Source organism: Aeromicrobium sp. (assembly GCF_032084975.1).
Lineage (GTDB): Bacteria > Actinomycetota > Actinomycetes > Propionibacteriales > Nocardioidaceae > Aeromicrobium.
In genome coordinates this window covers 1-13,132 of sequence record NZ_DAMDLR010000069.1, presented here as the reverse complement: position 1 = coordinate 13,132, position 13,132 = coordinate 1, and the positions used below count along the sequence as shown (strand labels likewise).

Here is a 13,132-nt window from a genome sequence, read left to right as displayed (position 1 = left end):
GTGCCGCCGTCCCGGCCTCGACGGTCCTGACCCGCGACGACCACCACCTCGGGCCCGCCGCGCGACCCGCCCTCGAGGCCATGCTCGAGCGGCTCGCCGCCAGCTGGCCACCGGCTGAGCAGCTGGCCCGCGACGGCCGCGCCCGCATCTCCCCCGACGAGCTGGGCCAGCTCGGCCAGGGCCGTCCCCTGGTGTCGGCACTGGCGAACCGCATCGAGATCGAGTGGCCCGAGGGACTGCGCCACGACGTCCGCGCCACCGGCGTCGTCAGTCGGGTCGACGACCCCGACCGGCAGCAGCGCGAGCACGATCGACCGCGGGCGTTCACGTCCGACCAGCTGTTCCGGTTCGACTGGAGCGTCTCGATCGGCGGCGAGCACCTGAGCCGGGTCGAGGTCGAGCAGCTGGCCGCCTCGCAGTCGGGCATGCTGCACCTGCGCGACCGCTGGGTGATGGTCGACCAGCAGCAGGTGGCGCGCGTCCTGGCCGGCCACGGCCGCACTCTCGACCCGGCCGAGGCCCTCCGGGCCGCCGTCACCGGCAGCCTCGAGATCGACGGCCGCGACACCGAGGTCGACACGGTCGGCTGGCTCGAGGACGTGCGCCGCCGCCTGGCGGAGCAGGACGCCGACATCACCCCGGCCGAGCAGCCCGCCGCCCTCGACGGCACCCTGCGCGAGTACCAGTTGCGCGGACTGCGCTGGATGAGCCAGTTGGTCGACCTGGGCCTGGGTGGGATCCTGGCCGACGACATGGGCCTGGGCAAGACGCTCATGCTGATCTCGCTGCACCTGCACCTCGACTCCCCCGAGCCCACCCTCGTGGTGTGCCCGGCCTCGGTGCTGGCCACGTGGGAGCGCGAGATCGCCCGGTTCGCGCCGGGCGTGCCCGTCGTGCGCTTCCACGGCCCGCGGCGCAGCCTCGACGACGCCAAGACGGGCTTCGTCGTCACCACGTACGCCACGATGCGCTCGAGTGTCGAGGAGCTGCGCCAGCACCGCTGGAACCTCGTCGTCGCCGACGAGGCCCAGCACGTCAAGAACCCCGGCAGCGGAGCCGCCCAGGCGCTGCGCAAGATCGGCTCGGACGCGCGCATGGCGCTGACCGGCACCCCGGTCGAGAACCACCTCGGCGAGCTCTGGGCGCTGCTGGACTGGACGACTCCGGGACTGCTGGGCACGCGCGAGCAGTTCCGGCGCGAGTGGTCACGCCAGATCGAGCGCGACCACGACACCGACCGTGCGGCACAGCTGTCCCAGCTGATCCGCCCGTTCGTGCTGCGCCGGCGCAAGTCCGATCCCGGCATCGCCCCCGAGCTCCCCCCGAAGATCGAGACCGACCACCGCGTGCCGCTCACGCGCGAGCAGGTCGGTCTCTACGAGGCGGTCGTGCAGCGCACGATGTCCGAGATCGCCGAGTCCACCGGCATCCGCCGCCGCGGCCTCGTGGTCAAGCTGCTCACCCAGCTCAAGCAGATCTGCAACCACCCGGCCCAGTTCCTGCACGAGCCGGAGGCCCGCCTGGCCGGGCGCTCGGGCAAGCTCGAGGCCTTCGACGCCCTGGTCGAGGAGATCGTCGACGAGGGTGGCGCCGCGCTCGTGTTCACCCAGTACGCCCAGATGGGCCGCCTGCTGGCCCGCCGCCTGGGTGAGCGCAAGGTCCGCCACGACTTCCTGCACGGCGGCACCCCCGTCGCCCGGCGCGAACGGATGGTGCAGGCGTTCCAGGGCGGCGAGACCGACGTGTTCGTGCTGTCGCTGAAGGCCGCGGGAACCGGCCTCAACCTGACCCGGGCCGACCACGTGGTCCACTACGACCGCTGGTGGAACCCGGCCGTCGAGGACCAGGCCACCGATCGCGCCCACCGCATCGGCCAGACCCGGCACGTCCAGGTGCACCGGCTCGTGGCCGAGGGCACGATCGAGGAGTCGATCGCCGAGCTCATCAGCTCGAAGCGCGCGTTGGCCGACGCCGTCGTCAATGCCGGCGAGTCCGCGCTGACGGAGCTGACCGACTCCGAGCTCGAGGTCCTGGTCGGCCTGCGGCTCTGACCTGAGCCGTCAGGCGACTCCGCCCACGCGACGCGAGCGCGAGCCCACGGCGCGGCGCTGAGCGGTGGTCAGCACCATCGACAGGTCGAGCTGGAACTCCTGCACGACACGTGCCATGCCGCCCATCTCGCCCAGGCCCGACGGGTCGATCGTCAGCAGGTGCAGCACCGAAGGCCCGCCCGGCTCGCGCACACGCAGCTGGGTGCCGGGTCGCAGCGCCATGCTGGCCGGGAAGACGATCGCGACGTCCGACGCCCCGAGGGCACGCCCGGCCGACACGAGGGGCGCCGTCAGCTCGTCCGCGAGGTCGTCGCTGTAGTCCCGGGCGCACACCGTGACCGCCACGAGCTCGGCGTCGGACTCCAGGACCGTGTGCACAGCGTCGGTGCTCGCGGAGCCGTCGGCCACGCGACGCGCCTGCGTGCCGCGGTACGCCGTGGCTCCGGCGTCCCGCGCGGCACGCTCCGCGATGCCCTGGACGAAGTCGGCGAAGAGCCGCTCGGTGCTCCACAGGAACGCCCGGCTCGGGCCGTCCGCCCGGCCGCTCGTGCCGTTCTGCGGTCCCATGGCCAGCAGGCGCGCCACATCGAGTGCGTCGCTGAGGAAGCCGAACTGCGGCGTCAGCTGCACCGCGTCGAGGATCGCCGGGGCCGGCAGCTCGCGCGAGGCCTCGGGGAAGAGGTCGGCGAAGTGGCGCAGCTCGGACTCCAGCCACGGCTGCTGCGCCGCGCCGGACAGCTCGTCGCACGCCCATTTGAGCGCGGACGCCACGGGGCCGTCGGCGATGAACTCGGAGAACCGGCAGTCGACCGTGTACGGGTCGACGACACGTCGCCAGGCCTTGCTCGGGTCGAGCTGGCCGCGGATCGACGCGGTGACCGCCGTGCGCTCCACATAGTTGCGCGGCATTCCCTCCGTCGAGGCGCGCGACATCGCGCCCGCCATGATCATGCCGAGCAGGTCGGGCAGGCCGGCGTGGCGGCTGGCGCGGTCGACGGTCGGCACCCACTCGAGGCGGTTGACCGTGGTCAGCAGCGTCAGCAGCGAGACGCGCCAGCCCGGGTCGTGCCGCAGGAAGTACGGCATGATCTCGATCGTCGAGTCGCCCAGCGCGACGTAGCCGGCCACACCGTGGACCTCCACCGTGCGGGCCGCCTCGTCGATGACGAAGGGCTCGGTGTCCAGGCCGAGTCGCGAGGCCAGCTCGCTCGAACGCAGCCTCAGCTCGTCGAGGTCGGAAGCGCTGCCCGTGAACGGCTGGGCGGGGCCGCCCTCGAGGAGGGTCAGGTCGGCGCTCATCCGCGCACCAGGAAGTCGATCGCGACGGCGGTGTCCTCGTGGGACTGACCCATGAGCGGGTCGACCACGATGGCGCGCCCCGTGACCGTGCGGGTGCGGAAGGGATAGTTCTGCGGGGCATTGCGCGAGTTCACGCGCAGCAGGTCGGCCATTTGGTCCGGACGCGCCCCGAAGCGGTCCCGGATCTGGGGCCAGATGTCATGATCCCACACGCGCTGAAGGTCCTCCCATGTCTCCACCCGCCAGAAGTACAGGTGTCCGAGCTCGTAGTCCTGGCCGAGTCGCTCGGTGATCTCGTCGTTGAGGTACGCCAGCAGGGCGACCGCCGCGGCCTTCGGCGTCCACTGCTCCGGCTCGATGTCGGGCGCGGTCACGACGTCGAGGCTGACGCCGAGGTGGTCGGCCAGGAACTCCACGTCGGCGTAGGCGTCGATGCGCTCGAACCGGCGTCCGATCGCGGAGTCCAGCGGGGCGACGGCACGGTCGACCGAGTTCATCGTGGCCAGGATGTGCAGGTCGTGCGGGAAGTACCACGGCTGCGGCAGCATGTACGAGTCGCCCGAGAGCATCCAGATCGGCTCGGTGACCGGGTCTCCGGTGGGGCTGCGCTGGACCTTCGGCAGGTTGACCGGGATCGCCGAGCGCGCGTCCCCGTCGGCGCTGCGGCGGTACGACGTGTCCATGTAGGTCATGAAGTCGCCCAGGATCTTCGGTACGTTGCCGCGGTTGATCTCGTCGATCACCAACAGGGCCGATCCGTTCCCCTGGCGCTCGAGCCGGATCGCCAGGTCGAGCAGGCGACCCGCGAACGGCGCGAGCCGGATGCCCTCTCCGGTGGGGCGCAGGCCGACGATGAAGTCCTCGTAGCCGTAGTCCTGGTGGAACGTCACCCAGTCCGTGATGACGGGTGTCGTGATCGGCGACGCGTCGAAGCCCGAGGTGAACGGCTGGGCGGGCCGGCGCGGGTCGAGCTCGATGGACTCGCCACCGGTCCACGCCGCGTCCAGGACCTGGCGCACCTGCGCGACGGCGTGCGTCTTGCCGGTGGCGGGCGGACCGTAGACGAGCACGCTCTTGCGGTCGCGGAAGGCCTCGAGGATCTTGCGGGCGAGCGGCGTCAGGCCCTGCAGTGAGCCGCTGCCGACCGAGATGACACCGGATCCCGACCCGGTGAACAGGGGCTGGCACGAGGACGGCCACCCGAACGGCAGGGACGCCCCGGTCGTGAAGCCGGCGAAGTGCTGGCCGGTCGCGGTCAGCGCCACGTAGACGTGCAGGCCGCCGAGCTCGGCCAGGATCGCCTTGGCGTCCTCGACCGACGAGGGGACGCGCAGGTCCGGCCAGCCGTGCGCGGGCATCCAGGCGGGGTGCCGCTCGTGGCGGTCGTCCTGCCGGTTCTGCCCGGCGATCTCGTAGATGCCGTGCCGGCGGTGGGCCTTGAAGACCAGCGGCGCGGAGGTGTCGGGGTCGCCCACGACGCGCGGGGTGATCGCGATGTCCTCCCACTGCTCGGCCGCGTAGCGGTCGCGTCCCAGGAAGGTCATCAGGTCGGCGATCTGCCGGATCTCGAGCGACGCGCGTCCGCGCAGGCCACGGGAGGACTTCTCCATGGCGTAGAAGTCCTCGGCGCCGATTTCGCGCCACCAGATCCGGTCGACCTTCACGCTGCTCCCTTCGCCCGGCCCGCGGCCGGTGCTGCCCTGCGTGAGTGAGACGCCTCACTCTCAACCCCATGACGCGACTTGAGCCACAATCTTTCCATGCGTCACACCCGGCCCGAGGGCCTTACGATGCGGGTGTGATCTGGTTCACCCGCCACAGGGCACCGCGTGTCCTCCCGCTGGAGGCGCCGCACCCCGACGGCACGACCTGGCCTCCCGCCCGCCCGGGGGCGCGGACCGGGTTCGGTGCCGCGACCACCCATCGCATGGGCCTGGACGCGGCCTTCTCGCCCGAGGCCCACGACGTCGCCGATCTCGTCACGGCCCACCTGCTGCCGCTGCTCGACGTGGACGCGGCGCCCGAGGACCTGCCGCACGTCATCGACCTGCTGCGCAGCGCGGCACAGGTCGGCGCCGGGATCGGCTTGGTCGACGGTCGCGACTCCTCGCTGGGACGCGAGCTGATGGGCGCCGACGCCGCCGGAGCTCTCGCGGAGGCCGACGGAGAGCTGCCTCCCATGCCCGCGAGCCTGCACACCACGGCGCGCTACGTCATGCACGCCGGACACCACGTCGCGCGGCTCGGGCCGGAGCAGGTCGAGGCGCTCGCGGCCGAGCTGCGGTCCACTCCCCCGGCGCACTGACGCGCCGTCCGGCGCCGCCGACGCCCGCCTGACCGACCGTTCGTCGCAGGATCATCACGCTCGTCGCAGACCGGCGCGTCGGCGGGTGCCGTCGTCACGCCCCCGCCCCTAGCGTCAGATGTGACTGGCGTCACGTGACGCAGGTCATGTCCGCCCCGCCCCGCCATCGTGGAGGTGTTGCTGTGAGCAACCCGATCGAATCCGACGCCGTCCTACCCCCGCCGACCGATCGCGAAGCCGCCTACCTGCGGGTGCAGGCCTCGCCCGAGTTCCAGGACCTGCGCCGCAAGTACCGCTCGTGGGTCATCCCCGCGACGGTCGCAGCGCTGTCGTTCTACTTCGTCTACGTCCTCATGTCGACGTACGCCACCGACGCGATGAGCCACCGGCTCGTCGGCAACATCAACGTCGGCCTCGTGTTCGGCCTGGCCCAGTTCGTGGCCACCTTCGCCGTGACGATGGCCTACGTCCGCTACGCCGACCGCGAGCTCGACCCGCGCTCGTCGAAGATCCGTGACGAGATGGAAGCCGAGGGCCTCGCATGATCACCACCGCACTGCCGACCGTGCTCGGCCGCGCCACCGAGAGCGAGCAGATCGGCAACACGACGCTGAACATCGCGATCTTCGCCGCGTTCGTCGTCCTGACCCTGGTGTTCGTGATCCGGGCCAGCAGGACCAACAAGAGCACCGACCAGATGTACACGGCCGGCTCGTCGTTCACCGGCCGCCAGAACGGTGTCGCCATCTCGGGCGACTACCTGTCGGCCGCCTCGTTCCTGGGCATCGCGGGAGCCATCGCGCTCACGGGCTACGACGGATTCCTCTACAGCATCGGCTTCCTCGTGGCCTGGGTGATCGCCCTGCTGCTGGTGGCCGAGCTGCTGCGCAACACGGGCCGCTTCACGATGGCCGACGTGCTGAGCTTCCGCATGCAGGAGCGCCCCGTGCGCACCGCGGCGGCCGTCTCGACCCTCGTGGTGTCCTTCTTCTACCTGCTGGCCCAGATGGCCGGCGCCGGTGGACTGGTCGCACTGCTGCTGAACATCAACGACGAGTTCGGGCAGGCGATCGTGATCGCCGCGGTCGGTGCGCTGATGATCGTCTACGTCCTGGTCGGCGGCATGAAGGGCACGACCTACGTCCAGATCATCAAGGCGATCCTGCTCATCGGCGCGGCCCTGCTCATGACCGTGTGGGTGCTGTGGCAGTACGGGTTCAACTTCTCGGAGCTGCTCGGTGACGGCGCCGCTGCCGGCGCCGCGCTGGAGCCCGGCAAGAAGTACGGCCTCGACGGGGTCACCAAGCTCGACTTCATCTCGCTGTCGATCGCGTTGGTGCTGGGCACCGCGGGCCTGCCGCACATCCTGATGCGCTTCTACACGGTTCCCACCGCCAAGGAAGCACGCAAGTCCGTCGTGTGGGCGATCTGGCTGATCGGCCTGTTCTACCTGTTCACGCTGACGCTCGGCTACGGCGCCGCGGCGCTGGTCGGACCGGAGCGGATCGCGGCGGCTCCCGGCGCGGCCAACTCGGCGGCACCGCTGCTGGCGTACGAGCTGGGCGGCACCCTGCTGCTGGGCATCGTCTCGGCGGTGGCGTTCGCGACGATCCTCGCGGTCGTCGCCGGCCTCACGATCACGGCATCGGCGTCGTTCGCCCACGACATCTACGCGAACGTGATCCATCGTGGGAACGCACCGGAGGGCCAAGAGGTCAAGGTGGCCCGGATCGCGGCCATCGTCATCGGCATTGTCGCGATCGCTGGCGGCATCGCGGCCAACGGCCAGAACATCGCGTTCCTCGTGGCGCTGGCGTTCGCGGTCGCGGCCTCGGCCAACCTGCCGACGATCCTGTACTCGCTGTTCTGGAAGCGGTTCAACACCCGCGGCTGCCTGTGGAGCATCTACGGCGGCCTGATCATCACGGTCGGCCTGATCATCTTCAGCCCCGCCGTGTCGGGCACCGAGACGGCGATGTTCCCCGACCAGGACTGGTCGTGGTTCCCGCTGGCCAACCCGGGCCTGGTGTCGATCCCGGCGTCGTTCCTGCTGGGCATCATCGGCACGCTGACCAGCAAGGAGCACCTGGAGTACAAGGCCGCCGAGATGGAGGTCCGCTCGCTGACCGGAGCGGGCGCGGAGGGCAGGGCGATCGCTCACTGAGCGACGCACGGACGGCGATGGGGGCGGCTGCGAGAGGCCGCCCCCATCGTCATGTCCGGGGACGACCCACGTCGTCAGGTCCGGACGAGCCGGCGCGAGAGGTCGCGATGCAGGGTCTCGACGTCCCGCTCGTCGAGGGGGCCGCTTGCGCGCAGCCGCTTGAGCGTCCCGCGCACCGACAGCACCCGCACTCCGCCGACCTCGAGCGGCCGCACCGGCAGGTCGCCGTCCACGAAGCAGTAGTGACTGTGCACGGTCGCGTCCGGGAGCGGACCGATCGACACGGCGGCCTGCAGCGCCTCGGCGTGCTCCTGCATCTGCTCGGCGATCCGGGTGTGTCTCACCCCGTCGATCACGAAGGTGCTGCCGTCGCGGCAGGCCCTGACCTTCTTGCCCGGGTACGAGCGCGGCTCGATGAGGTGCACGCCGGTGGCCGTGACCGCGATGACGGGCAGGTCGCCGGTCTGTCCGGCGATGCGGCGATGGAACAGGAACAGGACCCGGTCACCGAACGCGTCGATGAGGGTCGTGGCGAGGGCATCGGTGGCGTCCGCGTGCTCGGCGGGTGCGGCACTCTCATCGGTCGCACCCCCGTCCACGACGGTCAACCGGGGGCGCGACAGCGGATCCACGCTTCGCACGTTCCGTCGGCTCATGCCAAGGAGACGAGGATCCGCACGGGTCATGACGCGACTCGGGCCAGATTCGTGACAGCGGTCACACGAGGGGACGCCACGGCCGCAACAGGCTCTCGTAGAAGCGCGCCCAGGTGGGCCGGCGGCGCCATGCCTCGGCGTCGAGCGTCTCGGCACGCTCGGCGTCGCGGGCGAAGATGCGGCTCATCCCGGCGGCCAGCGTCTCGTCGAGGATCTCGAGGTTGATCTCGTAGTTGCCGGTCAGGCTCAGGCGGTCGATGTTGGCGGTCCCGATCGTCGACCACTCGCCGTCGATCGTCATCGTCTTGGCGTGCACCATGTGGTCGCGGTAGCGCAGGATCTCCACCCCCGCGTCGAGGAGGCGGGCGAAGTAGCTGCGCGCCACGAAGTCGGCCACGACGTGGTTCGAGACCCGGGGCACCAGGATGCGCACGCGCACACCCCGCTCGCTGGCGTCGATGAGCCCCTCGAGGATGTTCACGTCGGGAATGAAGTACGCCTGCGTGATCTCGATCGTCTCGGTGGCGCGGTCGATGGCCTCGAGGTACATCCCGCGGATGGGGTAGATCAGCTGCCGAGGCACGTTGCGGTGGGCCCGCACGTGCGGGTCCCACGTGGCCTCGGAGAACAGCTCGAGGGCGTCGGACCGCCGGACGTCGTTCCAGAAGTCGACGAACGCGTTCTCGAGGTCCCACACGGCGGGACCGGTCACGGCGATGTGGGTGTCGCGCCACTCGGTCGCGTACAGGCTGCCGATGTTGTAGCCGCCCACGAAGCCGACGGTGTCGTCGACGACCAGGATCTTGCGATGGTCACGACCCCACGAGCGCGGGCTGAGGAACGCCAGCCGGCGCGGCAGGATCGGGTAGCGCATGACGCGCACGTCCGGGCCGAAGTCGAAGAACCGCGGGTCGACGACGAGGTTCGCGAAGCCGTCGTAGATCACGCAGACCTCGACGCCGCGGCGCGCGGCGGCCTGCAGCGCCTGCTTGAACCGGCGACCGACCGCATCGCCCTTGACGATGTACGACTCGAGCAGGATGCGTCGCTTCGCCCCGTCGATCGCCGCCAGCATGTCGTCGAACAGGGCCTCGCCCGAGACGTAGACCTGGACCTCGTTGCCGCCGCCGATCGTGAAGTGCTCGGCCTCCACCCGCGGCAGGGGCGTGGTGCCCTTCGCGCGCAGCCTCTTGCGGATCGCGGTCGTGGCCGTCAGCGACAGGGCCGCGGCCAGTTGCAGCAACAGCGTCCCCACGACGACCCGGCGGAACCACCCGTGCGTTGAGGACGACATGGCCCTCAGCCTAGGTGCAGTCAGACGAACACAGCGACGGGACGCGCCCCTGTGGCGGACGACTCGTACAGGGCGAGGAAATGGCCGTCGGGGTCGAAGACCGCGGACGGGCCACCGGGGGCGACGGTGACGCCGGCGAGGGCCCGTCCGAAGCGCACGTCCTGGGCCTGCTCGGCCGTCAGGTCGAGGACGGGGAAGGTGGCGCGGGCGGCGATGTCGAGGTCGACGACCTCGAGCTCCTGCGCCAGCTGCTCGAGCGTGCGCGCCTGCCGCAGGTCGAACCCGCCGACGCGCGTACGGCGCAGACTGGTGAGGTGGCCGCCGACGCCGAGCGTGGCGCCCACGTCGCGCGCGAGCGCGCGGACGTACGTGCCGCTCGAGCACACGACGCGGACGTCCGCCTCGGCACGGGTGCCGGGACGGAACTCGAGCAGCTCGAACGTGCTGACGGTGACCGAGCGCGCCTTGAGCTCGACCTGCTCCCCCGCCCGCACGCGGGCGTAGGAGCGCTTGCCATCGACCTTGATCGCCGACACCGACGACGGCACCTGCTCGATCGCACCTGTCAGCGGCGCCATCGCGCCACGGACCGCCTCGGCGTCGAGGCCGGAGGCGTCCGCTGTGCCGGTGACGTCGCCCTGGACGTCGTCGGTGACCGTCGTGGCCCCCAACGCGATCGTCGCGAGGTACTCCTTGTCGGCACCGGCGACGTGACCCAGCAGCCGCGTGGCGCGGTTGATCCCGATCACCAGCACGCCGGTGGCCATGGGGTCCAGCGTGCCGGCGTGGCCGACCTTGCGGGTGCCCGCGAGCCGGCGAAGCCGGCCGACGACGTCGTGAGACGTCCAGTCGGCCGGCTTGTCGACGACCACGAGACCGCTGACGGGCGGTGACGGCTCAGTCGTCACCGGGCTCCTCGTCGTCGTCATCGTCATCGTGCCGCTTGTACGGGTCGGGATCGCCGGCGAACTGCTTGCCCTGGGCCTGCTCGGCGACGCGGGCGTCGCGCTCGCGGGCCTGGGCCAGCAGCTCCTCGATCTCGCGGGCCGTCTCGGGGACGGCGTCGAGGAAGAACTCCAGGGACGGCGTGTGCCGGACCGAGAGCTGTTTGCCGACCTCGGAGCGGATCAGTCCCGTGGCGCTCACGAGCGCCGCGGCGGTGTCCTCACGTGCCTTCTCATCGCCCATGACGGTGTAGAAGACCGACGCGTGCTGACCGTCGCCGGTCAGCCGCACGTCCGTGATCGTGACGAACCCGAGCCGCGGGTCCTTGACCCGCCGCTCGAGCATCGCCGCCACGATCTCCTTGATGCGATCGGAGAGCTTGGCCTGACGCGGGCTGGCCATGACTCAGTCCCGCTTCTTCTCGACCAGCTCGAAGGCCTCGATCACGTCGCCGACCTTGATGTCGGAGTACGAGACCACGACACCGCACTCGAAGCCCTCGCGGACCTCGGACGCGTCGTCCTTCTCACGGCGCAGCGACAGCACGTCGAGGTTGTCGGCCATGACCGAGCCGTCGCGCACGATGCGAACCTTCGCATTGCGGCGGATGGACCCGCTCGTGACCATGCAGCCTGCGATGTTGCCGCCCTTGACCTTGCTCGACTTGAAGATGTCGCGGATCTCGGCGGTGCCGAGCTGCTTCTCCTCGTAGATCGGCTTGAGCATGCCCTTGAGCGCGGACTCGATCTCCTCGATGGCCTGGTAGATCACCGAGTAGTACTTGATCTCGACGCCCTCGCGGTCGGCCAGCTCGGTCGCCTTGCCCTGCGGGCGGACGTTGTAGCCGATGATGACCGCGTTGGATGCCGCCGCCAGGTTGACGTCGGTCTCGGTGATCGCGCCGACACCACGGTCGATGACCCGCAGCGCGACCTCGTCGCCGATGTCGATGCCGGCCAGCGAGTCCTCGAGGGCCTCGACCGAACCGGCGCCGTCGCCCTTGAGGATGAGCAGCAGCTCGTCGGTCTCGCCCTTCTCCATCGAGGACATGAAGTCCTCGAGGGTCCGGCGACCCGAGCGCTTCGCCAGCAGCGCGTTGCGCTCGCGCGCCTCACGCTTCTCGGCGATCTGGCGAGCCAGGCGGTCGTCCTCGACCACCATGAAGTTGTCACCCGCACCGGGCACGGCCGTCAGGCCGAGCACGAGCGCGGGACGCGACGGCGTTGCCTCCTCGATGTTGGCACCGAACTCGTCGAGCATCGCCCGGACACGGCCGAAGGCCGGACCGGCGACGAGCGAGTCACCGACGCGCAGCGTGCCGCGCTGGACCAGCACCGTGGCCACGGGGCCACGACCGCGGTCGAGGTGAGCCTCGATCGCGAGGCCCTCGGCCCGCTGGTTCGGGTTGGCCCGCAGGTCCAGCTCGGCGTCGGCCGTCAGCACGATGGCCTCCAGCAGCGCGTCGAGCCCGAGCTCGTTCTTCGCCGAGACGTCGATGAACATCGTGTCTCCGCCGTACTCCTCGGGCACGAGACCGTACTCGGTCAGCTGGCCGCGGACCTTGGTCGCGTCGGCGCCTTCCTTGTCGATCTTGTTGACCGCGACGACGATCGGCACCTCGGCGGCCTTGGCGTGGTTGAGCGCCTCGACCGTCTGGGGCATGACGCCGTCGTCCGCCGCGACCACGAGGATCGCGATGTCGGTCGCCTGGGCACCACGGGCACGCATGGCGGTGAACGCCTCGTGACCGGGGGTGTCGATGAAGGTGATGGCGCGCTCGTTGCCGTCGACCTCGGTGGTGACCTGGTAGGCACCGATCGACTGCGTGATGCCGCCGGCCTCCTTGGCCGCGACGTTGGCCTTGCGCAGTGCGTCGAGCAGCTTCGTCTTGCCGTGGTCGACGTGACCCATGACGGTGACGACCGGCGGGCGGGCGGCCAGATCGGCCTCGTCGCCCTCGTCCTCGCCGAACTCCAGCGAGAAGGACTCGAGCAGCTCGCGGTCCTCGTCCTCGGGCGAGACGACCTGGACGTCGTAGTTCAGCTCCTCACCGAGCAGCTGCAGCGTCTCGTCGTTGACCGACTGCGTCGCGGTGACCATCTCGCCCATGTGGAACAGCACCTGGACGAGCGATGCCGCGTCGACGCCGACCTTGTCGGCGAAGTCCGTCAGCGAGGCGCCGCGCGCCAGGCGCACGACCTCGCCGCCGCCCTTGCGGACGCGCACGCCGCCGATCGACGGCGCCTGCATCTGGTCGAATTCCTGACGCTTCGCGCGCTTGCTCTTGCGTCCACGACGGACAGGTCCACCGGCGCGACCGAAGGCACCCTGGGTGCCACCGCGCTGGTTGCGACCGGGTCCACCGGGGCGACCGCCCGCGGGAGGTCCGCTGAAGCCGCCGGGACGTGCCGCGCCGCC

The 13,132-nt window shown here is 70.7% G+C and carries 11 protein-coding genes; 4 read left to right on the top strand and 7 right to left on the bottom strand.

Features of this window, described 5'->3' with window-relative positions; all coding sequences use genetic code 11:
* The coding region (locus tag RT323_RS13485) for an SNF2-related protein (RefSeq protein ID WP_313409411.1) at positions 1 to 2,051 on the top strand (2,051 nt) is incomplete at its 5' end.
* Positions 2,052 to 2,060: 9 nt separating this feature from the next.
* Here the strand turns inward: RT323_RS13485 and RT323_RS13480 are convergent.
* Both RT323_RS13480 and RT323_RS13475 read right to left on the bottom strand, forming a co-directional pair.
* Positions 2,061 to 3,350, bottom strand: coding sequence for a 5-methylcytosine restriction system specificity protein McrC (locus tag RT323_RS13480; protein WP_313409408.1), 1,290 nt, complete (start codon positions 3,348 to 3,350; stop codon positions 2,061 to 2,063).
* Positions 3,347 to 5,014, bottom strand: coding sequence for an AAA family ATPase (locus RT323_RS13475; protein ID WP_313409405.1), 1,668 nt, complete (start codon positions 5,012 to 5,014; stop codon positions 3,347 to 3,349). Before RT323_RS13475 ends, RT323_RS13480 begins: the two co-directional genes overlap by 4 nt.
* Positions 5,015 to 5,148: 134 nt before the next feature.
* Here RT323_RS13475 and RT323_RS13470 point away from each other — a divergent pair, with 134 nt between their 5' ends.
* The 3 genes from RT323_RS13470 to RT323_RS13460 all read left to right on the top strand — a co-directional run bounded on the left by RT323_RS13470 (position 5,149) and on the right by RT323_RS13460 (position 7,819).
* On the top strand, positions 5,149 to 5,655 hold the full coding sequence (locus RT323_RS13470; RefSeq protein ID WP_313409402.1) for a hypothetical protein: 507 nt from the start codon (positions 5,149 to 5,151) through the stop codon (positions 5,653 to 5,655).
* Positions 5,656 to 5,837: 182 nt separating this feature from the next.
* Complete coding sequence (locus RT323_RS13465) at positions 5,838 to 6,200, top strand: DUF485 domain-containing protein (protein ID WP_313409399.1); 363 nt, start codon at positions 5,838 to 5,840, stop codon at positions 6,198 to 6,200.
* Positions 6,197 to 7,819 carry a cation acetate symporter gene (locus RT323_RS13460; RefSeq protein WP_313409397.1) on the top strand — a complete coding sequence of 541 codons (1,623 nt, stop codon included), beginning with the start codon at positions 6,197 to 6,199 and terminating at the stop codon, positions 7,817 to 7,819. Before RT323_RS13465 ends, RT323_RS13460 begins: the two co-directional genes overlap by 4 nt.
* 74 nt (positions 7,820 to 7,893) lie before the next feature.
* On the opposite strand, the gene RT323_RS13455 is transcribed toward RT323_RS13460, so the two are convergent.
* The 5 genes from RT323_RS13455 to infB form a co-directional block, all read right to left on the bottom strand.
* Positions 7,894 to 8,451 (bottom strand): hypothetical protein, encoded by a 558-nt coding sequence (locus tag RT323_RS13455; RefSeq protein WP_313409395.1) that lies wholly within the window; start codon positions 8,449 to 8,451, stop codon positions 7,894 to 7,896.
* 85 nt (positions 8,452 to 8,536) lie between these two features.
* Positions 8,537 to 9,769: a phospholipase D-like domain-containing protein gene (locus RT323_RS13450; protein ID WP_313409392.1), complete on the bottom strand. Its 1,233-nt coding sequence runs from the start codon at positions 9,767 to 9,769 to the stop codon at positions 8,537 to 8,539.
* Between the two features lie 20 nt (positions 9,770 to 9,789).
* The gene (truB, locus tag RT323_RS13445) at positions 9,790 to 10,698 is read right to left on the bottom strand and encodes a tRNA pseudouridine(55) synthase TruB (RefSeq protein WP_396172386.1); all 909 of its coding nucleotides are present in this window, start codon (positions 10,696 to 10,698) and stop codon (positions 9,790 to 9,792) included.
* Positions 10,667 to 11,116 (bottom strand): 30S ribosome-binding factor RbfA, encoded by a 450-nt coding sequence (gene rbfA, locus RT323_RS13440; RefSeq protein WP_313409387.1) that lies wholly within the window; start codon positions 11,114 to 11,116, stop codon positions 10,667 to 10,669. The genes truB and rbfA overlap by 32 nt, the downstream gene beginning before the upstream one ends.
* Before the next feature lie 3 nt (positions 11,117 to 11,119).
* Positions 11,120 to 13,132, bottom strand: a 2,013-nt coding sequence (gene infB / locus RT323_RS13435; protein ID WP_313409384.1) for a translation initiation factor IF-2, incomplete at its 5' end; no start/stop codon positions are given.